This is a genomic window from Mesorhizobium sp. CNPSo 4670 (assembly GCF_057784235.1).
Genome location: NZ_JBWJFQ010000005.1, coordinates 201,483 through 228,112, shown reverse-complemented (window position 1 = coordinate 228,112; position 26,630 = coordinate 201,483). Strand labels below are relative to the sequence as shown.

Sequence of the window (26,630 nt, the reverse complement as noted above, 5' to 3'; positions counted from 1 at the left end):
ATCGCCGGCACCGGCGACCAGCACAACAACATATCGGTACCTTGCTTCGGCCTGCAAAGGCCGTCGGCGGTGGAATTTTGGCGAAAGGGATGGATCATGACACGATACGCAAACAAGAAGGCCGTGGTGATCGGCGGAACGCACGGCATGGGGCTTGCCGTGGCGGAGGCCCTGGTCGAAGGCGGCGCCGACGTGCTGGTCACCGGGCGCGATCATCGCAACATCGAAGCCGCCCGCGCGAAGTTGTTTTCGCGGGCCCATGTCGTGCAGTCGGACATCGGCGACATGGCCAATATCGTCACGCTCGGGGTCGAAGTGGGACAGAAGCTCGGCCAGATCGACTTCGTCCACATCAATGCCGGGGTTGCCAATCTCGAGCCGGTGGAGCGGGTCACCGAGGACAGCTACGACCACATCTTCAACATCAACACGAAAGGCGCCTTCTTCACCGCACAGCGCCTGCTGCCGCTGATCAAGGATGGTGGCGCCATCGTCTTCACCTCGTCGATCGCCGATGAATCCGGCAACGGCGGAATGAGTGTCTATTCCGGATCGAAGGCAGCGCTTCGCGCTTTCGCCAAGGTCCTCGCCGCCGAGCTGCTGCCGCGCCGGATCCGCGTCAATGTGGTCAGCCCCGGCTTCATCGATACGCCGACAATGGGCGTGGCGGGCGCTTCCGCCGAGGAGCGGGCGGCCTTCATGGCGATCGGCGACGCGGTCACGCCGATGAAGCGTCACGGTACCATCGATGAGGTGGCGCGTGCGGTGCTGTTCCTGGCTTTCGATGCAACTTTCACCACGGGCGCGCGGCTGACCGTCGATGGCGGCCTTGGGCAGGACCTCAGCCCCTTGCCGGCCTGACCTTCCAAACCCGAACCACGGAGAGAGACACAAGATGAGCGACATAACTGTAATCGGCCTTGGCGCCATGGGCACGGCTCTCACCGAGTCGTTCCTCGACAAAGGCCATGTGGTGACGGTGTGGAACCGTTCTGCGGCAAAGGCGCAGGCTTTGGCGGCCAAGGGCGCTATTATGGCTGCCAGCGTCGAGGACGCCGTCAGATCGAGCCCGGTGATCGTGGTGTGTCTTCTGGTCTACGACACGGTCCACGAGGCCCTTGCTCCCGCGCGGGAAGCGCTGTCTGGCCGCACACTGGTCAATCTCACCAACGGCACGCCCGAGCAGGCGCGGGCGATGTCGCAGTGGGCCGTCACGCAAGGCGCCAACTATGTCGATGGCGGCATCATGGCGGTGCCGCCGATGATCGGTGGGCAGCACGCCCTGATCCTCTACAGCGGCTCAAGGCAGGGGTTCGACACGCACTCGAAACAACTCGATGCGCTCGGCACCAGCAAGTATCTGGGCGAAGATGCTGGGCTGGCACCACTCTACGATATCGCCCTGCTGGCAGGCATGTATGGCCTGTTCGGGGGTGTGATCCAAGCGCTGGCGCTGACAGGATCCGCGGGAATTCCAGCCGGCGTATTCATGCCGCTGCTGATGTCATGGCTGCAGGCGATGCAAGGTGGGCTGCCGAAATGGGCCGAGCAGATCGACGCCGGCGATCACACCAGCAATGTCGCCTCCAATCTCGGCATGCAGGCCGAGGCCTATGTCAATCTGATCGATGCCAGCAAGGCCGCAGGCATCGGCACCGAACTCATCCTGCCGCTGCAAGGCCTGATGAAGCGCGGCGTGGCGGCCGGCAAGGCCAACGCCGATCTCACCAGCCTGGTCGAGCTTCTGCGGTCACAGAACAGGTCGATTGAGACTGCTTGAACGCAACAAAAGGCCCGCGAAGCTGACGCCTCGCGGGCCTTTTGTTGGTCGAGCTATGCGGCGCTCAGGTCTTCAGCTTGGCGTTGCAGAGGCTGTAGAAGCCGCCGCCCTTCTGGATCCACTTGAGGCCGCCAAGCGCGTTGGCGTCCTTGAGGGCATAGTACTGGTCGAGACAGGTATGCATGCGGCCCTTTCCGGGGGTCTCGCTGGCGTATTTCGGCGAGATCGCCGACGGGAAAGTGACGCCCTTCGGCGCAGCCGTCGTCGGCTTTGCCGGCTCTTTGGTGTAGTTTGCCTCACTCGGAGCCGGCACCGTGTCGTCATCCGACGCGGCGGCACCGCATTCGGTCTTGCGGAAGTCGTTCCACTTCATGCCCTTCAGCGTGTTGGCCGTCTTGGCAGCCTGATACTTGGTGCTGCATTCGGCCATGGTCAGACCCTTGCTGTCGGCGGGAGCTGCGGCAGCCTTGGTGGTTGCTGGCTTGGTGTCGGCGGCGGCAGACGCGCCGGCGGCGCATTCGGCCTTGCGGAAATCGTTCCACTTCATGCCGTTCAGCGTACCGGCAGCCTTGGCCGCCTGGTACTTGGCGCTGCATTCCTTGGCCGTCAGACCCTTGGCGGTGCTGTCGGAAGCCGCGGCGGTGGTCGCCTTGGCAGCCTTGGCCGGCTTCGTTTCAGCAGCCTTCTTGGTGTCGGCTGGCTTTGTATCGGTGGTGGCGGCGGCATCGGTGCCGCACTGCGCCTTGCGGAACTGGTTCCAGGTCGCCCCGGCGAGTGTCCCCGCGTCCTTGGCGGCGTTATACTTCGTGCTGCACTCGGCCATCGTCAGCGCGCTGGCTGGCGAAGCCAGGAACAAGGTCGCGACGGCGAGGCCGGTCAAAGTGGCAAGTCGGTGGATGAGCATAGCGTTTCTCCGTTGCAGCAGCCCATGATACGTCCCTGCAAATCAATACCGCTCAACGGTCGGTTGCGCCAGATGCTAAGTGGCGTATATACCGCCGAAAGCTGGCAGCTCCCGACAAGGTGATGAAATTGTTGCCTGTTGCTGGATTCCGAGCAAGATTTTCCAGGTGCATGCGCGCCGAAATGCTCGCATGACTGGTATATTGCAGCGTGGCAGTCTCAGCATGTGGGTTGCAGTCATGTTGTGTGCAGTGCACAACAATGATTTTCTAAGGATTGGTAACATACAATCACACAATGTGATCATGGCGCCCTGGCCAATTGTGGCATGACGTGCCGGCAAAGAACTGTCGAGGAATCTGGTAAGCATGGCAGGGAATTATTTCGGCACGGACGGCATTCGCGGGCGCGCCAACAAATTTCCGATGACCGCTGAAATCGCGATGCGGGTCGGCATGGCTGCCGGCCTCTCGTTCCAGCGCGGCAGTCATCGTCATCGCGTCGTGCTCGGCAAGGATACCAGGCTTTCGGGCTACATGATCGAGAATGCGATGGTGTCCGGCCTGTGCGCCGCCGGCATGGACGTGTTCCTGCTCGGCCCGATCCCGACGCCAGCGGTCGCCATGCTGGTGCGTTCGCTGCGCGCCGATATCGGCGTCATGATCTCGGCCTCGCACAATCCCTATTACGACAACGGCATCAAGCTGTTTGGCCCTGACGGCTACAAGCTCTCCGACGAGATCGAAGAGCGCATCGAGGGGATGCTCGACAAGGATATCGAACTGACGCTCGCCGACTCCGACGGGCTTGGCCGCGCCAAGCGCGTCGACGGCGTGCATGACCGCTACATCGAATTCGCCAAACGCACCTTGCCGCGCTCGATGTCGCTTTCGGGCCTCAGGATCGTCGTCGACTGCGCCAATGGCGCCGCCTACAAGGTGGCGCCCGAGGCACTGTGGGAACTGGGCGCCGAAGTCGTCGCCATCAATGTCGAACCCAACGGCTTCAACATCAACAAGGAATGCGGCTCGACCCATCCCGCGGGTCTGCAGAAGAAGGTGCACGAAGTGCGCGCCGACATCGGCATTGCGCTCGACGGCGACGCCGACCGTGTCGTCATTGTCGATGAGAACGGCGCGATCGTCGATGGCGATCAGATTATGGCGCTGATCGCCGAATCCTGGCACCAGAGCGGGCGGCTTGCCGGCGGCGGCGTCGTGTCCACGGTCATGTCCAATCTTGGCCTCGAGCGCTTCCTCGGCGACATGAAGCTGCAATTGCACCGCACCAAGGTCGGCGACCGCTATGTCGTGGAGCATATGCGCGCGCATGGGCTCAATGTCGGCGGTGAACAGTCGGGCCATATCGTGCTGTCGGACTTCTCGACCACCGGCGATGGCCTCGTTTCAGCGCTGCAGGTGCTGGCCTGCATCAAACGGCAGGGTCGGCCGGTCAGCGAGCTGTCGAAGAAATTCGAACCGGTGCCGCAGCTTTTGAAGAACGTCCATTTTTCCGGCGGCAAGCCGCTCGAGGAAGCGCCAGTCAAGGCAGCCATCGAGGACGCCCGTCACCGCCTGGGCAAGGCCGGGCGGCTGGTCATCCGGCCATCCGGCACCGAGCCGCTGATCCGCGTCATGGCCGAGGGCGACGACCCGCAACTGGTCGAGGCCGTCGTCAACGACATCGTCGAGGTCATCTCGGAAACACGCAGCGCCGCCTGATCCCTAGCGCGCCCAAAGGGCGTCCCCTAGCGCGCCCGAAGGGCGTCGCGCCGCCGCATATCCACCCGCGAAAAAGCCCGCCCTTCCGGCGGGCTTTTTGTTGGCCAGCAGTCGGTCCTGGTTCTCGAAAATCGCGCCCTGATTCCTCGAAGTGTAGAGATTCGTGGTTAAGCAACAGGGTTAAACGCCCTTTAACCTTTGCAATTCATTATCCACGACTGAAAGCAATCGCATTTCGGACACGATCGCCGTTCCGAACTTCCTAGGGGTGACAAGCATGTTCAATACAGCAAGAAAGGCCCTGCTCGCTGCGCTGTTCGCGGGGCTGACCGGGCCGGTTTTCGCAGCCGACCTCCCGGTGGTCGAAGAGGCTCCGCCGCCGGTCTACGAGCAGCCGGCCGATATCGGCGGCTGGTATATTCGTGGCGACATCGACTATCACAAGTCGGATGTGCGCGGCGTCGACTACATGACTTACTCCATCGATCCCTGTAATTGCCTGATCACACCCGGCAACAAGAGCTTCGATTTCAGCAATCTCAAGGGCGGCTTCTCGCTTGGAGGCGGCGTCGGCTACAAGGTCAATGACTATTTCCGCACCGACCTGACGGCCGACTACTGGTTCAAGTCGAACTTCGACGGTCAGACGACGGGCACGGCAGGCGGTTCGCCGGTCGTGGTCACGTCGGCCGAGTCGTCGAAAATGAGCGCCCTCCTGCTCCTGGCCAATGCCTATGCCGATCTTGGCACCTATCATGGCATCACGCCTTACGTCGGCGCCGGCATCGGCGGCGCGCATGTCAAATGGGATACTGTCTATGACCCGACACCGGGTGCTACCGAGCGCAATGACGGCTCGTCCAACTGGCGCTTCGCCTACGCTCTGATGGCCGGTGCTTCCTACTGCCTGACTGACAAGATCATCCTCGATGCGGGTTATCGCTACAGCCACATCCAGGGCGGCCGCATGTTCGAATGGGACGCGAGCAGCGCCGGGCCGGGCTTTGACGGTGGCATCAGCACACACGAGGTGCGCGGTGGCCTGCGCTATCAGTTCGGCGGCAACAACGGTTGCGCCGCGCCGGTGGTGGCCTATCAGCCCGAACCCGAGCCGGTCTACACCAAGTAACGCTTGCATTTCCAGCAAGTTCGCGAACCGCCCGGCATCGACCGGGCGGTTTTCGTTTGAGCGGTTCTGCGTTTCATGGAAACGCAGAACCGCTCTATCTCTTTGTTTTGATGCAATTCGTTTGACGCTTTCCTGGAATTGCTCGTGGGTCGCCTGCAATGAAAGTTTCCGCCGGAAATGAATTTGCTAACGCTCTGTTAGCCTTAACCGGCACTTAACCACTATGGTTAACAATGCTTCCTGAAACGATGGCTGCCGTTGCAATTGCCGGCGGCGCCAAATTCGGGAGTCGGGTCCATGACAGTTATTTCGCGTATAGCGCTGGCGCTCGGCGCACTTGCCCTCATGCCGCTGACGCCCACCCTCGCCGCCGACTATGATCCGCCGATCTACGTCGACCAGGCGCCCGACTATGTGCCCGTCGAGGTCGGCTCGGGCTGGTATCTGCGCGGCGATGTCTCCTATCTGGTGCAGAAGAGCTTCGAGAACGAGGATTTCACCTTCACGCCGGCGAGCTACGACGACAAGGAAGACCCGATCTTTGCCAGCATCGGCTTTGGCTACCATTTCAACGACTATCTGCGTGCCGATCTCAATCTTGGCTACCTGCCCGGCAACAAGATCAGCGTCGGCTATGACAATTCAACGATCGTGACGCCGCCGATAGAGTCGACCGTGGCATCGGCATCGCTGAAGAACTACGCCTTCTCGGGCATGCTCAACGGCTATGTCGACCTTGGTACCTATGTCGGGATCACGCCGTACCTCGGCGCCGGCATCGGCGTCGTCCGCAGCACGCGCAAGCTTTCGGCGAACTTCATCGACAACAATGACCCGACCAGCCAGTTGATCCAGCAGGACGACAAGACCAAGTACTCGCTGGCCTACACGTTGAATGCGGGCCTTGCCTATCAGGTGTCGAAGAATGTTTCCGTCGATCTGGGCTATCAGTATTTTTCCGCCCCCGACGCCGAATATGTGACTGCCGAAAGCCTGACCTCCTTCCCGGTCCACAAGGGGATCAGCAACCATCAGCTCAAGCTCGGGCTGCGCTACGATCTCTGGTAGCAGGCTCGGTACGCATGAAAACACTGACGGCGGATCTTCGGATCCGCCGTTTGCGTTTGAGGTCACGACATCCTGATCGCGGATCGCCGGTATCCTGCCAACGACAAAAACTTTCCTCTTGACGCCCGAAGCCTGAACGCATATCGCCGTCCGTGGGCCACCCCTCCCCAACGAGGGGCCACTATCTGGAAGGATAGACCACGATGACGACACATACGAAGCCCGGACTCCGTCCGGCAAATCCCAATTTCTCCTCAGGTCCCTGCGCAAAACGCCCCGGCTGGTCGGTCGAGGCGCTGAAAGCTGCCGCGCTCGGCCGTTCCCACCGCGCCAAGATCGGCAAGGCCAAGCTCGAACAGGCGATCGAGCTGACGCGGGAAATTCTCCAGGTTCCGGCTGACTACCGCATCGGCATCGTGCCGGCGTCGGACACCGGCGCGGTCGAGATGGCGCTGTGGTCGCTGCTCGGCGAGCGCGGCGTCGACATGGTCGCCTGGGAGAGCTTCGGCTCCGGTTGGGTCACCGATGTGGTCAAGCAATTGAAACTTGCCGACGTGCGCAAGATCGAGGCCGGCTACGGCCAATTGCCCGACCTGGCGAAGATCGACTTCGATCGCGATGTGGTCTTTACATGGAACGGCACCACGTCGGGCGTACGGGTGCCGAACGGCGATTTCATTCCCGCGGATCGCAAGGGCTTGACCATCTGCGACGCGACCTCGGCCGCCTTTGCGCAAAGGCTCGATTTCCACAAGCTGGATGTCGTCACCTTCTCCTGGCAGAAGGTGCTGGGCGGCGAGGGCGCGCATGGCATGCTGATCCTGTCGCCTGGCGCCGTCGAGCGACTGGAGACCTACAAGCCGGCCTGGCCGCTGCCGAAGATCTTCCGCCTGACCTCGGGCGGCAAGCTTATCGAAGGCATCTTCAAGGGCGAGACCATCAACACGCCGTCGATGCTGTGCGTCGAGGATTATCTTGACGCGCTGCACTGGGCGAAGTCGATCGGCGGCCTCGATGCACTGATCGCCAGGGCCGATGCCAATGCCGCCGTTGTCGATCGCTTTGTCGGCAAGTCCTCGTGGCTCGGTCATCTCGCCGTCGAACCGGCGACGCGGTCGAACACCTCGGTCTGCCTGTCCTTCATCGACCCGGACGTGTCCGCGCTCGACGCCGACGGGCAGGCGGCTTTCGCCAAGGGGCTGGTCTCAGTGCTCGACAAGGAAGGTGTCGCCTATGACATCGGCGCCTATCGCGACGCACCGCCCGGCCTGCGCATCTGGTGCGGCGCGACGGTCGAGACCGCCGATCTCGAAGCGCTGCTGTCCTGGCTCGACTGGGCTTTTGCCGCGCAAAAGGCCTCGCTCAAGGCCGCGGCCTGACTCCGAAGGGCTGGGTGGGGTCGCCTCCACCCGGCTCAACGATCCAACATCCAGAAGATCAGGCCATCCGGCCACAAGGACCCCATCCCGGCGCTTTCGCGCCGACCCTCCCCTCAAGGTGGAGGGACGCCAATCGCAAAGGATCAAATCCATGCCTCGCGTTCTCGTCTCAGACAAACTTTCTCCCACCGCCGTGCAGATCTTCAAGGATCGCGGCGTCGATGTCGACTATCTGCCCGACCTCGGCAAGGACAAGGAGAAGCTCGCCGAAGTGATCGGCCAGTATGACGGCCTCGCCATCCGCTCGGCGACCAAGGTCACCGAAAAACTGATCAATGCCGCCACCAATCTCAAGGTCATCGGCCGCGCCGGCATCGGCGTCGATAATGTCGATATCCCGGCGGCGAGCCGCAAGGGCATCATCGTGATGAACACGCCCTTCGGCAACTCGATCACCACCGCCGAACATGCGGTGGCGATGATCTTCGCGCTGGCGCGCCAGATCCCGGAAGCCAACGCCTCGACCCATGCCGGCAAATGGGAGAAGAACCGCTTCATGGGCGTCGAGATCACCGGCAAGACGCTGGGCATCATCGGCTGCGGCAACATCGGCTCGATCGTCGCCACGCGCGGCGTCGGCCTGAAGATGCATGTCATTGCCTTCGACCCGTTCCTGTCGGACAAGCGGGCCGAGGAGCTTGGAGTCGACAAGGTCGAGCTGGATGAGCTTTTCGCCCGCGCCGACTTCATCACGCTGCACACGCCGCTGACCGATAAGACGCGCAACATCATCGACGCCGCTGCGATCGCCAGGATGAAGAACGGCGTGCGCATCATCAACTGCGCGCGTGGCGGGCTGGTCGTCGAAGCCGACCTGATCGCGGCACTGAAGAGCGGCAAGGTGGCTGGTGTCGGCATCGACGTTTTCGAGGTCGAGCCGGCCGAGCAGAACGCGTTGTTCGGCATGGAGAATGTGGTGGCAACGCCGCATCTCGGCGCCTCGACGGCGGAAGCGCAGGAGAATGTCGCGCTGCAGGTCGCCGAGCAGATGGCCGATTACCTGATCAAGGGAGCCGTCTCCAACGCCATCAACATGCCGTCGATCACCGCCGAGGAAGCGCCGCGGCTGAAGCCCTTCGTCAAGCTCGCCGAAGTTCTCGGCGCCTTTGTCGGCCAGGTCACCGAGGACCCGATCACGGAAGTCGAGATCCTGTTCGACGGCTCGACCGCGACGATGAACACGCGCGCGCTGATAAGCGCCACGCTTGCCGGGCTGATCCGGCCGCAGGTCTCCGACGTCAACATGGTGTCGGCGCCGATCATGGTGAAGGAGCGCGGCATCATCGTTGCCGAGGTCAAGCGCGACAAGTCCGGCGTGTTCGACGGCTACATCAAGCTGACGGTCAAGACCGAGCACAAGACACGCTCGATCGCCGGCACCTGCTTCTCAGACGGCAAGCCGCGTTTCATCCAGATCAAGGGCATCAATCTCGACGCCGAGGTCGGCCAGCACATGCTCTATACGACCAATGCCGACGCGCCGGGCATCATCGGCCTGCTTGGCACGGTGTGCGGCGAGAACGGCGTCAACATCGCCAACTTCCAGCTTGGCCGCAACCGGCCGGGCGGCGATGCCATCGCGCTGCTCTATCTCGATGCGCCGTTCCCGGAAAACGTGCTGGAGCAGGTCAAGGCGCACAAGTCGATCGACTCGGCCAAGCGGCTGCACTTCGACGTCAACGCGATGTGACGCCGCGACCTGCTGCGAAAGATCGAAAGGCGCGGCCTGGTCCGCGCCTTTCGTTTGTTCAGCGTGTCCTGGCTGACCGCAGCGCTGCCTTGCGCCCGCTGTATTCGGCAAGCCCGATGCCGCCCACCACAAGCACCAGAGCCAGCGCCTGGTAGAGCTGGAATGTCTCGCCGACAATCAGCACCGAAAGCAGCGTGCCGAAGATCGGTACCAGGTTGATGAACAGGCCGGCGCGGTTGGCGCCGATCAGTTCGTTGCCCCTGATGTAGAAGATCTGCGAGATGGCCGACGCGCCGACCGCGGTATAGACGATGACTGCCCAGCCGCGCGCATCGGGCACGATGACCTTGCCGGCGGCGATCTCCCACAGGAAGAAGGGCAGCGAGGTGACAAGTGCGGCAACCGACAGGGCCAGCATCAGGCTCCGCCAGTGCATCACCGGCTTCAGCCGCAGCCCGACCGAATAGCCGCTGTAGAGAAACACCGCGACCAGCATGATGGCGTCGCCGAAATTGAGCTCCAGCGTCAACAGCCGGCGCGGGTCGCCGTGGCAGGCGGTCAGGACCACGCCGCCGATGGTCAGCACGACGCCGACAATCTGCGCCCCGTTCACGCGCAAGCGGAAGAAGACGAAATTGGCGACGATGATCAGGATCGGCATCGCCGCCTGTTCGATCGAGACGTTGATGGCCGTCGTGTAGTTGAGCGCCGTGTAGAAGATCGTGTTGAACAAGGTGAAACCGCTGGCGCCAAGGGCCGCCAGCACGAGCCAGTGCTTGCGCACCACCGGCCAGTCCTTGCGTATCGTCTGAAGGCCGATCGGCAGCAAGATCGCCACGGCCAGCACCCAGCGCAGGAAGACAAGCGTCATCGGCGAGACGTGATCGACCGCCAGCTTGCCGGCCACCGAGTTGCCGCCCCACAGCGAGGTGGTGAGCAGCAGGAATATGTAGGCGCGTCGATGCATGGCGGGATTCCGGCCGCCAGAGGTGAGCTGCGGTGTTTGCCGGCCTATTGCCCCCGCCTGCCCAAGTAAATGATGTCAAAGCCGAAAATTGTTGTGCCTCAGCGCAATTTTGGCGGCAAAGAAAGGTCGCACTCACGAGGTCTTGACGTTATAGAGGCCTGTCGTTTCGAACCATATTCAAGCCGCTTGGCGGCGTCTCAAGGGAAAAGAAACATGGCCAATGTGGTGGTCGTCGGCTCGCAGTGGGGAGACGAAGGCAAGGGCAAGATCGTCGACTGGCTGTCGGAGCGCGCCGATGTCGTGGTGCGTTTCCAGGGTGGCCACAATGCCGGCCACACGCTGGTCGTCGACGGCAAGGTCTACAAATTGTCGTTGCTTCCGTCGGGGGTCGTGCGCCAGGGAAAGCTGTCCATCATCGGCAATGGCGTCGTTTTCGACCCGCATGCTTTCGTCGCCGAAGTGGCGAAGCTCAAAGCGCAAGGCGTCGAAGTGGCGCCGGATCGCCTGAAAATAGCCGAAAACACAGCGCTTATCCTGTCGCTGCATCGGGAGCTGGATGGATTCCGCGAGGACGCCGCCTCCAATTCCGGAACGAAGATTGGCACAACCCGTCGTGGCATCGGCCCGGCCTATGAAGACAAGGTCGGCCGGCGTGCGGTCAGGGTGATGGATTTGGCGGATTTGGAAACGCTGCCCTTGAAGGTCGACAGGCTGCTGACGCACCACAATGCGCTGCGTCGCGGGCTTGGCCATGCCGAAGTCACGCATGATGCGATCATGCATGAACTGACCTCGGTCGCGGCCGAGATCCTGCCCTATATGGACCGGGTGTGGAAAATCCTCGACGACAAGCGCCGCGCCGGCGAGCGCATCCTGTTCGAGGGGGCGCAAGGCACGTTGCTCGATATCGACCACGGCACCTATCCGTTCGTCACCTCGTCGAACACGGTCGCCGGGCAGGCGGCCGCCGGCTCGGGCGTCGGCCCGGGCGCCATCGGCTATGTACTCGGCATCACCAAGGCCTATACGACGCGCGTCGGCGAAGGTCCGTTCCCGACCGAGCAGAAGAACGAGATCGGCGAGTTCCTCGGCACGCGCGGCCATGAATTCGGCGTCGTCACCGGCCGCAAGCGCCGCTGCGGCTGGTTCGACGCGGTGCTGGTGCGCCAGGCCGTCGCCGTCAATGGCATCAAGGGCATCGCGCTGACCAAGCTCGACGTGCTCGATGGGCTGGACGAGATCAAGGTCTGTACCGGCTACCGTCTCGACGGCGAGATGATCGACTATCTGCCGGCCAGCCAGGGCGCACAGGCACGCGTCGAACCGGTCTACGAGACGCTCGAGGGCTGGAAAGGCACTACCGCCGGCGCACGCAGCTGGAACGATCTGCCGGCCCAGGCCGTCAAATATGTCCGCTACATCGAGGAGCTGATCGGCGCCCCGGTCGCGCTCCTGTCCACCAGCCCGGAACGGGACGACACGATACTTGTGACCGATCCGTTTCAAGACTAGTTTCTCAGCCTTTCCGGGCATCGCGGCTGATTTGCGGGGGCCGGCCCGGGAGCAAAATACAGGTCGACCGAAGCATGGCAGATTTCGTTTCTGTTCTGAAAAGGCAGCTCGACAAGCACGGCGAGCCGGGACTCGATACGCGCAAGCGGATCTATGACGGCGCGCGTTCCGCGCTCGAAAAGAAGCTTGCGGAGTTTTCGCCGCCGCTGTCCGCCGAGGTCATAGCCAAGCAGAAGCGCTCCCTGGAAGACGCTGTCGTAAGTGTCGAGCGGGACTATGCCACGAGCGTGACGGACACCGACCCGCTTGCGGAGCTGGAGCACATCTTTTCCTCGATCGACCGCAACAAGAACCAGCCCAGCCATGCACGGCAACCGGCGAAGGCAGAGCCGACCTGGCCGCCGCCGCCTCTCGCCGCCAAGCCGGAACCTTATCGACCGGCGCCACCACCTGCCGCCAAGGTCGAGCCAAGCTGGCCAAAGCCGACGCCAGCGCCTTCTGCTCACGCCGATACGGCCCTTCCGGGGATGGACAGCGAGGAGCCGGAGGACGACGGGGTCGAGGTCTTTTCAAGCAACGAAGAGCCGGTGTCGGACACTTTCCAGCGTCTGCGGCCCGCCGAACGCAGGCGCAGCTATGGCGGTTTGATCGCTGCCGTCGTCGCCTTGCTGGTCGTTGCCGGTGGTGGCTATGGCATCTGGCTGAACAAGGACGCCTTCGGCAAGATGCTGGGGTTCGACGGCAGCACCAAGGTCGTGAAGACGGAACCGGTGAAGCCGGCACCGGCCAAGCCGGCAACAGATGCAGCGGCAACGCCGCCAGCACCCGCGGCAGGCGGCACCGAAAGCGAAGCCCCGAAATTCACCCAGCGGCTGACGCCGCAAGGCAGCGAAGTCGACCCTGGCCCGGCCGGCGGACAGAGCGGCATCGGCGAAGGCGAATCGGTCGCCGCGCTGACCACGCCTCCCTCGGCGACCAACGCGCCGGCGGTTTCCGCGCCGGCTGCCGGCACACCGCCCGCAGCCGCGCCCGCAGCAACGCCGCCACCCGGTGCGGAACCGGCGACGCCATCTGCCGCCGGGGCTGCACCTGCGGCGCCGGCTGCAGCCGCTACTCCGCCGCCAGCACCGGCAGCCGCAACGCCGCCAGCCCCGGCAGGCGCCGCGCCGGCGGCGCCGGCAGCCGCACCGGCAGCCGCACCGGCGGCCGCGTCTGCGGAAACCGCGCTGCCGGTTGGCCAGAAGGCGATCTTCTATGAGGAGCGCACCAGCACCGCCCAGGGTTCGGCGGAACCCGGCAGCATCGTCTGGTCGCTGGTGCAGGAATCGCCCGGTGGCGACCTGCCGCCGGAACCGGCGATCCGTGCTGAGGCAACCATTCCCGGCAAGGACATCCAGTTGCGCATGACCATCCGTCGGAACACCGACCAGACACTGCCGGCCAGCCATATCATCGAGATGATCTTCCTGACGCCCGACGGCTTCGAAGGCGGCGGTGTCGACAACATACTGCGCGTCGCGATGAAGAGTTCGGAACAGGACGCCGGCAGCCCGCTGATCGGCATTCCGGCCAAGATCGCCGACGGTTTCTTCCTCGTCGCGCTCAACGACACCAAGGCCGACGAGGACGCCAACATGACCTTGCTTCGTGGGCAGGACTGGATCGACGTGCCGGTCGTCTACAAGACCGGACGGCGGGCACTGCTGACCATGGAAAAGGGCATTCCCGGCGAGAAGGTGTTCGACGAGGCGATCAAGGCCTGGCAGGCCAAGACGGCGGGCTGAGAAGGGCGCCGTTAGGCCCCTCAGGAGCCTTCAGAGGGCTGGATGGGTTCGCAGCGCGGTATCAAAACAGCCGATACTTGGCCAAGGGCAGTCCGTTGCGTCTGACGTAGGCGTTCCAGCTTTCAATGGCTTCCTTGTTTTCTTCTTGCCATTGATGCGTCTTTTGCGCCGCAATCGTTTTCGCGATAACCGCTTCTGCGGCACGAGAGATGTCGATGCCCAACGCTTTGGCGTCTTCGATCAACTGCGAACTAGATGCATAAAGCCTGCAAACACCTTTACCCTTCCATCTCCTCGCGCAGCATCTCCAGTTCCAGCCACTCTTCCTCCAACGTTGCCAGCGTTGCGCGCTCCTGGTCGAGGGCGGCAATGGTCTTCTGGAACGAGGCCGGATCGCGCTCGTAATAGGCCGGATCGGCAATGTTGTTCTCAAGCCTCGAGATCGACGCCATCACAGCCTCGATTTTCTTGGGCAGGGATTCCAGCGCGAATTTCTGTTTGAACGACAGTTTCTTCGCCGGCCCCTTTGGCGCGGCGGCTTCATTCTTGGTCGCGACCAGGGCTTCGCCGGCTTCGGTTTTCGTCCGCGCCTTGCGATCGTCTAGCCTGGTGCCGCCGCGCTGTGCCAGCATGTCCGAATAGCCGCCGGCATATTCGATCCAGCGCCCGCCGCCGTCAGGCGCGATGATGCTGGTCACGGTACGGTCGAGGAAGTCGCGGTCGTGGCTGACCAGGATGACGGTGCCGGCAAAGCCGGCGACCAATTCCTGCAGCAGCTCCAGCGTTTCCATGTCGAGATCGTTGGTCGGCTCATCGAGCACCAGCAGGTTTGCCGGCCGCGCCAGCACGCGCGCCAGCAGGAGCCGCGCCCGTTCGCCGCCGGAAAGCTCGCGCACCGGCGTGCGTGCCTGCTCAGCCTTGAACAAAAAATCCTTCATGTAGGAGACGACATGGCGCTGCTCGCCATTGATGACGAGGTTCTCGCCGCGTCCGTCAGTGAGATATTGCGCCAGCGTCTCTTGCGGATCGACCGCTTCGCGCTTCTGGTCGAGCGTGGCGATCTCCAGATTGGTGCCGAGGCGCACCGAACCGGCGTCGGGCTTCATCTCACCGGTCAGCATCTTCAGCAGCGTCGTCTTGCCGGCGCCGTTCGGCCCGACAAGGCCGACGCGATCGCCGCGCTGGATGCGGGTCGAGAACCCCTTGACCACGGTGAGGTTGCCAAAGCTCTTCTCGATGTTCTTCGCCTCGATCACCAGCTTGCCGGATTCGGCCGCATCGCTGGCCACCATGGTTGCCGAACCCTCGGCGCCGCGATGGCCGCGGAAGCGCTGGCGCATGGTCTGCAGTTCGCCAAGCCGGCGCATGTTGCGCTTGCGCCGTGCCGTCACGCCATAGCGCAGCCAGTGCTCCTCGCGCACGATCTGGCGGCCGAGCTTGTGCTGCTCGCGCTCTTCCTCTTCCAGCACAAGGTCGCGCCATTCCTCGAAATGACCAAAGCCCTTGTCCAGCCTGCGGGTCTGGCCGCGATCGAGCCAGACGGTGGCGCGCGATACGCGCTCAAGGAAACGGCGGTCGTGCGAGATGACGACAAGCGCCGAGGAGGTGCGCACGAGCTCCTCCTCCAGCCATTCGATCACCGAGAGATCGAGATGGTTGGTCGGCTCATCAAGCAGCAGTATATCGGGCTCCGGCGCCATGACGCGGGCAAGGGCGGCGCGTCGCGCCTCGCCGCCGGAAAGATCGTTCGGCCGCTCCTCGCCCGACAGGCCGAGATGCTCCATCAAATAGCTGGCGCGGTACGGATCGTCGGCGGGTCCGAGTCCTGCCTCGACATAGGCGCGTACGGTCGCAAAACCCTCCATGTCGGGCATTTGCGGTAAATAGCGGACGGTTGCCGAGGGCTGACGGAACACTTCGCCATCCTGCGGCTCGATCAGGCCGGCGGCGATCTTCAGCAGCGTCGACTTGCCCGACCCGTTGCGTCCGACCAGCGCGATCTTGTCGCCGGCAGAAGCGGTCAAGGCGGCGCCGTCGAGCAGCGGCGTGCCACCGAAGGTCAGTTTTATCCCGTCGAGATTGAGAAGAGGCGGGGCCATTTCAGCTTTCAGGCAGTGGATAAGGGTGGGCGAGCAACAGCGCGCGGCCCTGGCCAAGTGTGATTTCGAGGCGGCCCTTGACCTCGTTGGAGATGGTCAATGACGAGCCGAACGCGACCCTGACGCGGTCGAGCGGCCATTTGGCGCCGGTGACGGTCAGGCCGGAAAGATCGGAAAAGCCGAGCACTGAAAACAACGTGCCGTCGGCATAGTCGAAGCCGGCTTTGGCGTGCAGCAGCGGGACGCCTTCCTGCGCGCCACTGGTCAAAAGTATCTCTGTTCCGGCTTCGGCCAGCCGCAGGGCAAGCGCCAGATGCAGGAAGGCGTGGTCGGCGCGCTTGCCGCCGAAAGCGCCGGCGAGCACCAGGCGGGTCGCGCCGCGCTCCAGTGCGGCGGCGACCGCCAGCTCGCCATCGGTCTGGTCCTTCTCCGCCGGAAAGGTCCGGCGGGGCACGGCGGCGAGGTCGTCCGGCAGGTTGGCCGGCACGGAATCGAAATCACCCACCCACAGTTCCGGGACAAGGCCCAGCAGCCGCGCATGGCCGATGCCGGCGTCGGCGGCGATGACGCGGGAGCCTTCGACCTGATGGTCGAGCCGTGGCGTGCGGATGAGATCGCCGCCAAGCAGGATGGTGAATGTGCTCATATCGTGTGGCCCTTACCAGCCCGGCACGGGAAACGGAAGGCCGGCAAACTGCCACTTGCGTGAGGGATCGGCCCGGCCTATGTCTCGAAACGCTCTAACGGGGTGCCGGACGCGATCTTCGCGGACCGGCTGAGAGGCAATCTCGCCAACCCGCTGAACCTGATCCGGTTTGTACCGGCGGAGGGATTAGACGTTTCGGACAGTCCGGCGCCTCAATTCCTTTCAATTCGAACGAAGGAGGCGCCGATGCGCACGCTTTTCTACTCCCTTGCCTCAGCCATGGTCGTGGCCCTGTCCGGACCTGCCTTGGCCAAGGACAAGCTCACCGTCTACACCTATGAGAGTTTCACCGCCGACTGGGGTCCGGGTCCCGTGGTGAAGAAGGAATTCGAGGCCGAATGCGGCTGCGATGTCGACTTCGTCTCCGTCGCCGATGGTGTCGCGCTGCTCAACCGCGTCAGGCTGGAAGGGGCGTCGACCAAGGCCGACATCGTGCTGGGGCTCGACACCAATCTCACCGCCGATGCCAAGGCTACCGGCCTGTTTGCGCCGCATGGCGCTGTGTCCGACGTCAATGTGCCGGGCGGCTGGAGCGACGATACTTTCGTACCTTTCGACTATGGCTATTTCGCCGTTGTCTACGACACTGAAAAGCTAAAGACCCCGCCGAAGAGCCTGAAGGACCTGGTCGAAGGCAGCGCCGACGACAAGATCGTCATCCAGGATCCGCGCACCTCGACACCGGGCCTTGGCCTGCTGTTGTGGGTGAAGTCGGTCTATGGCGACAAGGCGCCGGAGGCCTGGGCCAAGCTCAAATCGAAAGTTCTGACCGTCACGCCCGGCTGGAGCGAGGCCTATGGCCTGTTTACCAAGGGCGAGGCGCCGATGGTGCTGTCCTACACCACGTCGCCGGCTTATCACATGGTCGCCGAGAACACCGAGCGCTACCAGGCAGCGTCGTTCGAAGAGGGCGAATATCTGCAGATCGAGGTTGCCGGCATCACCACGACCGGGGCGAAAAACCCGCTTGCGGAAAAGTTCCTGGCCTTCATGACCGGGCCGAAATTCCAGGATGCCATCCCCGAGACCAACTGGATGTTCCCGGCCGGCAAGACCGACAAGCCGCTCAACCCGGCCTTCGACAAATTGGTCAAGCCGACCAAGACCTTGCTGTTCAGCCCCGAAGAGGTCGCCGCCAACCGCAAGGCCTGGGTCGATGAATGGCTGGCGGCGATGAGCAAGTAGGATTCAAGCTTCGCCATATGTTTGTGCCAAGTCACCCCCCTCTGGCCTGCCGGCCATCTCCCCCGCAAGGAGGGAGATCGGCAGCTCTGTCGCCTCGCTCATTCCTGCCATTTTGGAAATTGGCCTGGGTGGCGAAACGAGCAATCTCCCCCCTTGCGGGGGAGATGTCCGGTAGGACAGAGGGGGGTGGGCGGGAACTAGACCTTAGCCAAGCATTTCAATCAATTGACACCCATGACAGCGTTGGGTAGCGCGACATGCCCACGCGCCATCCAACTGACCCCCGCATCACCGCCGGCATCATTGCGCTCGCCGCCATCGCGCTGCTGATCGGCGGCGCGTTTGCCGGACTGCTTTTCGAAGGCGCTCACGAATTCTCCGGCGCCTGGGCGGCCTTCGATCCCTACCTGCTGCGCGTCGTTCGCTTTACCCTGTGGCAAGCGGCGCTCTCGACGCTGCTTTCGGTCGGGCCGGCGCTGTTGGTGGCGCGCGCGCTGTCGCGGCATCCACGCTTCCCTGGCCGCGCCTTCATCCTGCAGCTGTTTGCCGTACCATTGGCGCTGCCGGCCATCGTCGCGGCACTCGGCATTCTGGCTCTCTATGGCCGCGCCGGCTATTTTGCCGGCGTGTTCGCGATGATCGGCGGCGGGAACTGGCCGGGCATCTATGGCCTGTCCGGCATTCTCGTCGCGCATGTCTTCTTCAACCTGCCGCTCAGCGTGCGGCTGTTCCTTGAGGCATTGCAGACCATTCCCGCCGATCAGTGGCGGTTGGCCAGCCAGCTCGGCATGGGCGCACGGCCGGCGTTCCGGCTGATCGAATGGCCGACGCTCCGCGCGGCCCTGCCTGGCGTCGCCGGGCTTGTCTTCATGCTCTGCATCACCTCGTTCACGATCGTGCTGACGCTCGGCGGCGGGCCGGCCGCGACGACGCTGGAGGTCGGCATCTACCAGGCGCTGCGGTTCGATTTCGATCCCGCGCGGGCGGTCACGCTGACCTTGCTGCAGATTGCCTTGACGTTTGTCGTCGTGCTGGCGCTGACGCGGCTTGGCGCCAATGTGGTCGGCGACACCAACCTGCCGGTGGCGCCGCGCCGCTACCTCTCCGTCAATGGGACCGAGACCTTGCTGAACGTCGTGCTCATCGTGCTGGCGCTGCTGTTCGTCGTCGGACCGATGGCGGCCACGGTGATGGCCGGGCTTAGCGCCAATCTCGGCCGGCTTGCCGGCGAGGTCGTCGTGCGGCAGGCGACGCTGACCAGCGCGGTGCTCGCCTTCCTGTCGGCACTGCTTTCCGTGGCGCTGTCGCTGGCGCTGACCATGGCACGCCGGGCGCTGGCGCTGAACCGCCGCTCCGGCGCGAAGACGATGCTCGAACACGTCGCCGATACCGGCGCCGGTTTTGTCCTCGTCGTGCCGCCGATCGTCGTCGGCGCCGGCTGGTTCCTGTTGCTGCGCCATGTCGGCGATGTCTTTGCCATCGCCCCGGTCATGGTCGTCACCGTCAACGCGGTGATGGCGATGCCCTTCGCGCTGCGCGCTGTCCGTCCCGCCTATGATGCGGCGAGCGAGCGTCACGAACGGCTCTGTGAGCAGCTCGGCATCACGGGCTGGAACCGGTTGATGCTGGTCGACTGGCCGTCGCTGCGGCGGCCGCTCGCCACCGCCTTTGCTTTCGCCATGGCGCTGTCGCTCGGCGATCTCGGCGTCATCGCGCTGTTTGGCAGTGATTCGGTGCAGACCTTGCCCTACCTATTGTTGGCGCGCATGGGCAGCTACCGCACGCAGGACGCCGCCGGCCTGGCGCTGCTGCTCGGCCTCGTCTGCCTCGCGTTGATCATGGCGGCGCACTGGCTGGGAACGGAGAAGAACCGGGATGCCTGACGGGGTGGCCAGCAGGCCTGAAAAGGGCGCCCCGGTGCGGCTGGACCAGGTGTCGTTCAGCTATGGCGAGGCGCCGCTCGCTTTTGATGTCGATTTCGCCGCGGCGAAAATCACCGCCATCATGGGGCCGAGCGGTTCTGGCAAGTCGACACTGCTCAACCTTGTGGCAGGCTTCGAGACGCCGCAGTCGGGCCGCGTGCTGATCGGCGGGGCCGATGTCAGCGCCGAGCCACCGTCAGCGCGGCCGGTGTCGATGGTGTTCCAGGAAAACAATCTCTTCGCCCATCTCTCAGTCGAACAGAATGTCGGGCTCGGCCGCTCGCCATCCTTGCGGCTCAACGGAACGGACCGCGCCGCGATCGCCGAGGCGCTCGAACGCACCGGCCTTGCCCGCAAGGAAAAGCGCCTGCCGCGCGAACTCTCCGGCGGTGAGCGCCAGCGCGTCGCCCTGGCCCGGGTCCTGGTCCGCGACCGGCCGGTGCTCCTGCTCGACGAACCCTTCGCCTCGCTCGGACCGGCGCTGCGCGACGACATGCTGGATCTGGTCGCCACGCTGCACGCAGAACGAGGCATGACGGTGCTGTTCGTCACCCACCAGCCGGAGGATGCCCGCCGAATCAGCGAGCACGTGGTGTTTCTGGACAATGGCGTTGTCGCGGCAACCGGAAAGGCGGACGATTTCTTCACCGGGGCTGGTCCGGAAGTGTTCCGGCGCTATATCGGCGCGGGTGACGGCGATGCCGTATCACGAGATGTTGCCCGGAAGCGGACATAATTTACGGTCAAACCGGCTCCAGGCGATGCGGCGCTTGCTTGCCATGACTGGAGGAGTGTGGCTAGGTCCGCCCTACTGGTCCGGCATAGGCCGTGATTTGCCTGCAGCATCCGCCGCTCGCCCCTCGAGGGGACGCGCGACGGATGCTGCAGCAGTTTGAGATAGCGCATGACATTTTCCGAAGATCGCCCCCGATTTTCGTGGTCATGCGCCGGGACCCGAAAGGAAGCCGTTCTGGCGATCGGCGTTGACAAACTACGAATGAATCCGCTGGCGCGCTTTCTCGCGCTGGCCGGCTTTGCCGTGGTGCTGGCGAGCTGCCAGATGTTCACGCCTCCCGAAGTTCAGGAATCCGGCTTCCAGCCTTCCGACAGGCCGATCACCGTCGACAATGTCGCCGCCAACAGCAAGCTCGCCGAACTGGCCAAGGCGCAGCATCCGCGCATCCTGGCGACCTATGGCGGCGAATATTCCGATCCCAAGCTCGAGCGCATGGTCGCCAAGGTGGTCGGCAATCTGACTGTCGTGTCGGCCAATCCGACGCAAACCTATCGCATCACCATTCTTAATTCGCCCAACGTCAACGCCTTCGCGCTGCCGGGCGGTTATCTCTACATCACGCGCGGTCTGCTGGCGCTGGCCAATGATTCGGCCGAGCTGGCCGCGGTCATCGCGCATGAGATGGGCCACGTCACCGCCAACCATGGCTTGCAGCGCCAGCAGCTGGAAGCTGAGGAAGGCCTGGCGACCAAGGTGGTCTCCGATGTGCTCGGCGACAGCCCGACCGCCAAGGCGGCGCTGATCCGCGGCAAGCTGAGGCTGGCGCAATTCTCGCGCAACCAGGAGCTGGAGGCGGACGCCATCGGCATCAAGTCGATCGGCGAAGCCGGCTACGATCCTTTCGCCGCCGGCCGCTTCCTGCAGTCGATGTCGGCCTATACCGACTTCCGCTCGATCAGCGGCGCCACCGACGCCAGCCTCGACTTCCTGGCCACTCACCCCAACACGCCGCAGCGCATCGATTTGGCGCAGCGCCATGCCCGCCAGTTCGGCGCGCCCGGCTTCGGCACCCGCGACCGCGATTCCTTCCTCGCCGGCATAGACGGCCTGCTCTATGGCGACACGCCGGAAGAAGGCTATGTGCGCGGCGAAACCTTCCTGCATCCGGGCCTCGGCGTGTCCTTCTCGGTGCCGCAGGGCTTCATCATCGACAATTCGGCGGCGGCGGTGACGGCAACCGGGCCTGGTGACATGGCGATCCGTTTCGACGGTGTTTCAATCGACAAGAACAGGGCGCTCACCGACTATATCCGCAGCGGCTGGGTGGCTGGTCTCGACGACAGCACCGTCAAGCAGGAAACGATCAACGGCAACGAGGCGGCGACCGCGCATGCCGGCGCCGAAGGCTGGCAGTTCGACATTGCCGTGATCCGCGCCGGCGGCCAGGTTTACCGGCTGCTGACCGCGGCACCGTCGGCCAGCACCTCGCTGGATGCGGTGGCGCGTTCGGTGAGCGGATCGTTTCGAATCCTCAGTGCCGCGGAAAAGGCGGCGCTGAAGCCGCTGCATATCCGCGTCGTCACCGTTCAACCCGGCCAGACGATGGGTTCGCTTTCCGCCCAGATGGTTGGTGTCGACCGCAAGCTCGACCTGTTCCGCGTATTGAACGCGCTGTCGCCGGGTGCCGCAGTCTCGGCCGGCGATAAGGTCAAGATCGTCACCGACAAGTAAGGCGCCTGCTGCGGGTCAGGCGGCAGTCGCCAGAAATTCCGGATTCTGCTTCACCAGCGCCACCTTGAGCTTCTCCATGGCACGCGCCTCGATCTGGCGGACGCGTTCCTTGGAGATGCCAAGCGTCTCGCCAAGCGCTTCCAGCGTTGCGCCTTCGTCGCTCAGCCGGCGTTCCTCGATGATCCGGAGCTCGCGGGCGTTGAGGGCGGCGAGCGCCGCTTTCAACCACACGGAGCGGCGCTCAACATCGATCGTGTCGCCGACGACTTCGTCGGGCAGAGGATCGTCCGAGACGAGGAAATCCATACGCTCGTTCGAACCCGCGTCATCGGCAACCGGCATGTTGAGCGAGGAGTCGGGCGCCGACAGCCGCGAATCCATCATCGCCACGTCGGCCTCGGAGACGCCGAGCGCTTCCGATACCTCGCGATAGAGCGTTGCGTTCGACAGCGGTTCGGTGCCGTTGGCCAGCCGCGCGCGCAAGCGGCGCAGGTTGAAGAAAAGAGCCTTCTGCGCCGAGCTGGTGCCGCCGCGCACGATCGACCAGTTGCGCAGGATGTAGTCCTGCATCGAGGCGCGGATCCACCACGTCGCGTAGGTCGAAAACCGTACCTCGCGCTCGGGCTCGAAGCGGGCGGCCGCCTCAAGCAGGCCGACATGCCCTTCCTGGATCAGATCGCCGAGCGGCAGACCGTAGTGGCGGAATTTGGAAGCCATGGAAATGACCAGCCGCATATGTGCAACCGTGATGCTGTGCAGCGCGTTCTGGTCGTTGTCTTCTTTCCAGCGCAAGGCGAGCCGGTGCTCTTCCTCCCGTTCGAGGTAGGGAGCCCTCATTGCGGCGCGGACCATGATCCGTCCTGCAGTGTCTTCCATCATGAGGCGCTCCCTGACTCAGGCGATGCGGATGACTTTGCAAACTTGGCAGGGCGCCTGGGTTGAAATCGCAGCGTCGTGCCCTAGAAATCCAGAACGTGCCATGCAGGAAAATGGTTCCGTAGCCGTTGGCGGCTGGATTTGTTGCCTGAGGGATCTCGGCGATGATCGGCGACCCTGCCGATTGCGACCAAAAAGCACTATTTCGAGAATCTGATTTCAGAAGTTGGTTGTTTTTGAAATCCTGTTCCTTATTTTTCTGACTTGTATCTGTCAGTTTCCAACCCTCACAACATGCCGGACAGCCGGCCAAAGACGGGATCACAGAAAAATGAAATGGCTCAAGTCGCTTATCGTCGCCGGAACGCTGCAGGCTCTGGCCGTCACGTCAGGCCATGCCGGCGCCAATCTCGACCAGATCAAGCAGGCGGGCGTCATCAAGGTCGGTACGGAAGGCACCTATGCGCCGTTCACCTATCATGACACTTCCGGCGCGCTGGTCGGCTTCGACGTCGAAATCGCCAAGGCCATCGCCGACAAGCTCGGCGTCAAGGCCGAGTTCCTCGAAGGCAAGTGGGACGGGCTGATCGCCGGTCTCGACGCCAATCGCTATGATACCGTCATCAACGAAGTCGGCATCACCGACGCGCGCAAGGCCAAATATGACTTCTCCGATCCCTACATCGCCTCCAAGGCGGTGCTGATCGTGCGCGGCGACAACACCGACATCAAGACCTTCGCCGATCTCAAGGGCAAGAAGTCGGCGCAGTCGCTGACCTCGAATTTCGGCAAGCTCGCAGAGACCAACGGCGCCGAACTCGTCGGCACCGACGGCTTCGACCAGTCGATCCAGCTGCTTCTGACCGGCCGTGCCGACGCCACCATCAATGACAGCCTGTCGTTCCTCGACTTCAAGAAGCACAAGCCCGACGCCAATGTGAAGATCGCCGCGCAAGAGGAAAACGCCGACTATTCCGGCGTCATCGTGCGCAAGGGCGATCCGGAACTGGTTGCGGCGATCAACAAGGCGCTGGCCGACATCAAGGCCGATGGCACCTACAAGAAGATCGCCGACACTTATTTCGGCCAGGACGTTTCGAAGTAATCTAAGTGGCGAGGCCGGTCACCGGCCGATGAGATATCAAGCGGCGAGCCGTCTTTGACGGTCCGCCGCTTTTGTCGTGATATGTCGATCGCATTCGCGCCCGATCAAGCCGCCTCGACCATCTGGAGGGTCTTACGTGCCGCACTGGCTGCAACTGATGCTGGAGTCGCTGCCTTCGCTGTTGTGGGCGGCCCTGATCTTCACCGTGCCACTGACACTGCTGTCCTTCGTTCTCGGCCTGACGGTCGGCCTCGGCGCAGCCATTTCCCGGCTGTTCGGTCCAAAACCGCTGGTCGCGCTTGTGCGCTTCTATGTCTGGATCTTCCGCGGCACGCCCCTGCTGGTGCAACTGTTCCTGATCTTTTACGGCCTGCCGTCGGTCGGCATCCTGCTCGACGCCTTCACCGCCGCGTTGATCGGCTTCACGCTCAACATCGGCGCCTACACGTCGGAAATCATCCGCGCGGCAATAGGCTCGGTGCCGAAAGGCCAGTGGGAAGCCGCCTATTCGATTGGCATGACCTGGAGCCAGGCGATGCGGCGCACAATCCTGCCGCAAGCCGGACGGGTGGCGGTGCCGCCGCTCTCCAACACCTTCATCTCGCTGGTCAAGGATACGTCGCTGGCCGCCGCCATCACCGTGCCGGAAATGTTCCAGGCGGCGCAGCGCATCGTCGCCACCACCTATGAGCCGCTGATCCTCTATGTCGAGGCGGCGATCCTCTATCTGGCGATGAGCTCAGTGCTGTCGGCCTTGCAGACGCGGCTGGAAGAACGGCTCAACCGCTACGGCGGCTTCCTGGAGGCGCGCTCATGATCGGCCTCACCAACATCGAAAAGCGCTTCGGCGACAATCTCGTGCTGAAGGGCGTGACGGTCACCATCGCCGAGGGCAGCGTGACGGCGCTGGTCGGCCCTTCGGGCGGCGGCAAGAGCACGCTGCTGCGCTGCATCAACCTGCTGGAGATCCCGACATCGGGTACAGTGCGGATCGGTGACGAGACGCTCGAATTCCGCCCTGACGGCAAGGTCCCGGCCAGGGACATCCAGCGCCTGCGCCTGCAGACCGGCATGGTGTTCCAGAACTTCCAGCTGTTTCCGCATCGCACCGCGATTGAGAATGTCATGGAAGGACTGGTGACGGTGCTGAAATGGCCGACGGAGCGGGCGCGCGAGCGGGCGCTCGCTTTGCTGGAAAAGGTCGGCATGGCACACAAGGCCGACGCCTGGCCGGCAACCCTGTCGGGCGGTCAACAACAGCGCGTGGCGATCGCTCGCGCGCTCGCCCCGTCGCCGAAAGTGCTGCTGTGCGACGAGCCGACCTCGGCGCTCGACCCGGAACTGGCGCAAGAGGTGGTCGACGTGCTCGGCAAGCTCGCCAGCGAAGGGACGACCATGGTGATGGCGACGCATGATCTGCGCCTCGCCTCCAAGATCGCGCAGGAGGTGGTCTTCCTCGATGCCGGCGTCATCGTCGAGAAAGGCCCGGCGGCCGTGTTGTTCGGCAATCCGGAACGCCAGCGGACCAAGCGTTTCATTGCGACGCTGAAGCAAGAGGCGGAGAAGGAGGGTGGCGGCGAGGCGTAGGCGCCGCCCTCGTTTCAGCCGATCTTCCCAGAAACAAAAAACCCGGCACGAGGCCGGGTTTTTCATGGATTCGCAGGTGAAAAGCCTCAGGCAGCTTCTTCCTGCTCGGCTTCCTCGTTGTCGGCCTTGGCGCCCCGCTTAGGGCCCTTGTTGAGGTTGACCTCGATCAGGCGCACGGCTTCGGTTTCCGACATGCGGTTGACGGCCGCGATCTCGCGGGCCATGCGGTCGAGTGCCGCCTCGTAGAGCTGGCGTTCGGAATAGGACTGCTCGGGCTGGTTGTCGGCGCGGTAGAGGTCGCGCACAACTTCCGAGATCGAGATCAGGTCGCCGGAATTGATCTTCGCATCATATTCCTGGGCGCGGCGCGACCACATGGTGCGCTTCACGCGGGCGCGCCCCTGCACGACTTTCAGCGCGCGCTCGACATAATCCTCTTCCGACAGCTTACGCATGCCGATGGAGGTCGCCTTGGCGACCGGCACCTTCAGGCGCATCTTGTCCTTCTGGAAGTCGATGACGAACAGTTCCAGCTTATGCCCAGCGACTTCCTGCTCGTCGATCGAGACGATCTGGCCGACGCCATGCGCCGGATAGACAATATACTCACCGGTCTTGAAACCGTGACGCGCAGCGGAGGACTTCTTCTGCGGGGTTATCGTTGCCATTGCGCCCTGAACTCCTTGTTGT

The 26,630-nt window shown here is 63.5% G+C and carries 23 protein-coding genes and 1 riboswitch; of the genes, 16 read left to right on the top strand and 7 right to left on the bottom strand.

The features are described 5' to 3' along the window. The first annotated feature begins 96 nt into the window (after window positions 1–96). Together AC0ZT5_RS11940 and AC0ZT5_RS11935 are read left to right on the top strand one after the other, a co-directional pair. Window positions 97–861 carry an SDR family oxidoreductase gene (locus AC0ZT5_RS11940; protein ID WP_488496596.1) on the top strand — a complete coding sequence of 255 codons (765 nt, stop codon included), beginning with the start codon at window positions 97–99 and terminating at the stop codon, window positions 859–861. A gap of 34 nt (window positions 862–895) precedes the next feature. Further along, on the top strand, window positions 896–1,780 hold the full coding sequence (locus tag AC0ZT5_RS11935) for an NAD(P)-dependent oxidoreductase (protein ID WP_488496595.1): 885 nt from the start codon (window positions 896–898) through the stop codon (window positions 1,778–1,780). Window positions 1,781–1,844: 64 nt separating this feature from the next. On the opposite strand, the gene AC0ZT5_RS11930 is transcribed toward AC0ZT5_RS11935, so the two are convergent. Then, window positions 1,845–2,684: a hypothetical protein gene (locus AC0ZT5_RS11930; RefSeq protein WP_488496594.1), complete on the bottom strand. Its 840-nt coding sequence runs from the start codon at window positions 2,682–2,684 to the stop codon at window positions 1,845–1,847. Between the two features lie 367 nt (window positions 2,685–3,051). Between AC0ZT5_RS11930 and glmM the strand changes: the two genes are divergently transcribed. The 5 genes from glmM (at window position 3,052) to serA (ending at window position 9,730) form a co-directional block, all read left to right on the top strand. Continuing rightward, complete coding sequence (gene glmM, locus AC0ZT5_RS11925) at window positions 3,052–4,404, top strand: phosphoglucosamine mutase (protein WP_488496593.1); 1,353 nt, start codon at window positions 3,052–3,054, stop codon at window positions 4,402–4,404. 277 nt (window positions 4,405–4,681) lie between these two features. Continuing rightward, window positions 4,682–5,533, top strand: coding sequence for an outer membrane protein (locus AC0ZT5_RS11920; RefSeq protein WP_477284904.1), 852 nt, complete (start codon window positions 4,682–4,684; stop codon window positions 5,531–5,533). Window positions 5,534–5,830: 297 nt separating this feature from the next. After that, entirely contained in the window at window positions 5,831–6,601 is a 771-nt protein-coding gene (locus AC0ZT5_RS11915) for an outer membrane protein (protein ID WP_488496592.1), read from the top strand. 203 nt (window positions 6,602–6,804) lie between these two features. Then, complete coding sequence (locus tag AC0ZT5_RS11910; protein WP_488496591.1) at window positions 6,805–7,980, top strand: phosphoserine transaminase; 1,176 nt, start codon at window positions 6,805–6,807, stop codon at window positions 7,978–7,980. 151 nt (window positions 7,981–8,131) lie between these two features. Further along, on the top strand, window positions 8,132–9,730 hold the full coding sequence (serA, locus tag AC0ZT5_RS11905) for a phosphoglycerate dehydrogenase (protein WP_488496590.1): 1,599 nt from the start codon (window positions 8,132–8,134) through the stop codon (window positions 9,728–9,730). Between the two features lie 58 nt (window positions 9,731–9,788). On the opposite strand, the gene AC0ZT5_RS11900 is transcribed toward serA, so the two are convergent. Further along, on the bottom strand, window positions 9,789–10,697 hold the full coding sequence (locus tag AC0ZT5_RS11900; protein ID WP_488496589.1) for a DMT family transporter: 909 nt from the start codon (window positions 10,695–10,697) through the stop codon (window positions 9,789–9,791). A 213-nt stretch (window positions 10,698–10,910) separates the two neighbouring features. Here AC0ZT5_RS11900 and AC0ZT5_RS11895 point away from each other — a divergent pair, with 213 nt between their 5' ends. Continuing rightward, window positions 10,911–12,209, top strand: coding sequence for an adenylosuccinate synthase (locus AC0ZT5_RS11895; RefSeq protein ID WP_095089490.1), 1,299 nt, complete (start codon window positions 10,911–10,913; stop codon window positions 12,207–12,209). 74 nt (window positions 12,210–12,283) lie between these two features. After that, on the top strand, window positions 12,284–13,993 hold the full coding sequence (locus AC0ZT5_RS11890) for a hypothetical protein (protein ID WP_488496588.1): 1,710 nt from the start codon (window positions 12,284–12,286) through the stop codon (window positions 13,991–13,993). A gap of 61 nt (window positions 13,994–14,054) precedes the next feature. Here AC0ZT5_RS11890 and AC0ZT5_RS11885 read toward each other — a convergent pair whose 3' ends face one another. Genes AC0ZT5_RS11885 through AC0ZT5_RS11875 form a run of 3 tightly spaced genes read right to left on the bottom strand, consistent with a single transcriptional unit; the run spans window position 14,055 to window position 16,738 of the window. Beyond that, a complete protein-coding gene (locus AC0ZT5_RS11885; protein WP_488496587.1) occupies window positions 14,055–14,237 on the bottom strand; it encodes a type II toxin-antitoxin system CcdA family antitoxin in 183 nt (60 codons plus the stop codon). A 34-nt stretch (window positions 14,238–14,271) separates the two neighbouring features. Next, window positions 14,272–16,092, bottom strand: a complete 1,821-nt coding sequence (locus AC0ZT5_RS11880; protein WP_488496586.1) for an ABC-F family ATP-binding cassette domain-containing protein — start codon at window positions 16,090–16,092, stop codon at window positions 14,272–14,274. 1 nt (window position 16,093) lies between these two features. Beyond that, on the bottom strand, window positions 16,094–16,738 hold the full coding sequence (locus AC0ZT5_RS11875; protein WP_488496585.1) for a thiamine diphosphokinase: 645 nt from the start codon (window positions 16,736–16,738) through the stop codon (window positions 16,094–16,096). Between the two features lie 88 nt (window positions 16,739–16,826). After that, window positions 16,827–16,941: riboswitch (TPP riboswitch) on the top strand. A 43-nt stretch (window positions 16,942–16,984) separates the two neighbouring features. On the opposite strand from AC0ZT5_RS11875, the gene thiB reads away from it, so the two are divergent. The 4 genes from thiB (at window position 16,985) to AC0ZT5_RS11855 (ending at window position 22,372) form a co-directional block, all read left to right on the top strand. After that, complete coding sequence (gene thiB / locus AC0ZT5_RS11870; protein WP_488496584.1) at window positions 16,985–17,983, top strand: thiamine ABC transporter substrate binding subunit; 999 nt, start codon at window positions 16,985–16,987, stop codon at window positions 17,981–17,983. Between the two features lie 257 nt (window positions 17,984–18,240). Further along, window positions 18,241–19,866, top strand: coding sequence for a thiamine/thiamine pyrophosphate ABC transporter permease (gene thiP / locus AC0ZT5_RS11865; RefSeq protein ID WP_488496583.1), 1,626 nt, complete (start codon window positions 18,241–18,243; stop codon window positions 19,864–19,866). Beyond that, window positions 19,859–20,641: a thiamine ABC transporter ATP-binding protein gene (gene thiQ, locus AC0ZT5_RS11860; protein ID WP_488496582.1), complete on the top strand. Its 783-nt coding sequence runs from the start codon at window positions 19,859–19,861 to the stop codon at window positions 20,639–20,641. Before thiP ends, thiQ begins: the two co-directional genes overlap by 8 nt. Before the next feature lie 261 nt (window positions 20,642–20,902). Next, window positions 20,903–22,372, top strand: coding sequence for a M48 family metalloprotease (locus AC0ZT5_RS11855; protein ID WP_488496581.1), 1,470 nt, complete (start codon window positions 20,903–20,905; stop codon window positions 22,370–22,372). Window positions 22,373–22,387: 15 nt separating this feature from the next. On the opposite strand, the gene AC0ZT5_RS11850 is transcribed toward AC0ZT5_RS11855, so the two are convergent. Continuing rightward, window positions 22,388–23,251, bottom strand: coding sequence for an RNA polymerase factor sigma-32 (locus AC0ZT5_RS11850; RefSeq protein ID WP_477284930.1), 864 nt, complete (start codon window positions 23,249–23,251; stop codon window positions 22,388–22,390). Window positions 23,252–23,579: 328 nt separating this feature from the next. On the opposite strand from AC0ZT5_RS11850, the gene AC0ZT5_RS11845 reads away from it, so the two are divergent. The 3 genes from AC0ZT5_RS11845 (at window position 23,580) to AC0ZT5_RS11835 (ending at window position 25,940) form a co-directional block, all read left to right on the top strand. Continuing rightward, window positions 23,580–24,353 (top strand): amino acid ABC transporter substrate-binding protein, encoded by a 774-nt coding sequence (locus AC0ZT5_RS11845; RefSeq protein WP_095089469.1) that lies wholly within the window; start codon window positions 23,580–23,582, stop codon window positions 24,351–24,353. Window positions 24,354–24,489: 136 nt separating this feature from the next. After that, window positions 24,490–25,170: an amino acid ABC transporter permease gene (locus AC0ZT5_RS11840; protein WP_488496580.1), complete on the top strand. Its 681-nt coding sequence runs from the start codon at window positions 24,490–24,492 to the stop codon at window positions 25,168–25,170. Continuing rightward, on the top strand, window positions 25,167–25,940 hold the full coding sequence (locus AC0ZT5_RS11835) for an amino acid ABC transporter ATP-binding protein (protein ID WP_488496579.1): 774 nt from the start codon (window positions 25,167–25,169) through the stop codon (window positions 25,938–25,940). The genes AC0ZT5_RS11840 and AC0ZT5_RS11835 overlap by 4 nt, the downstream gene beginning before the upstream one ends. An 86-nt stretch (window positions 25,941–26,026) precedes the next feature. On the opposite strand, the gene AC0ZT5_RS11830 is transcribed toward AC0ZT5_RS11835, so the two are convergent. Beyond that, the gene (locus tag AC0ZT5_RS11830) at window positions 26,027–26,608 is read right to left on the bottom strand and encodes a CarD family transcriptional regulator (protein WP_111544498.1); all 582 of its coding nucleotides are present in this window, start codon (window positions 26,606–26,608) and stop codon (window positions 26,027–26,029) included. Window positions 26,609–26,630: the final 22 nt, after the last annotated feature.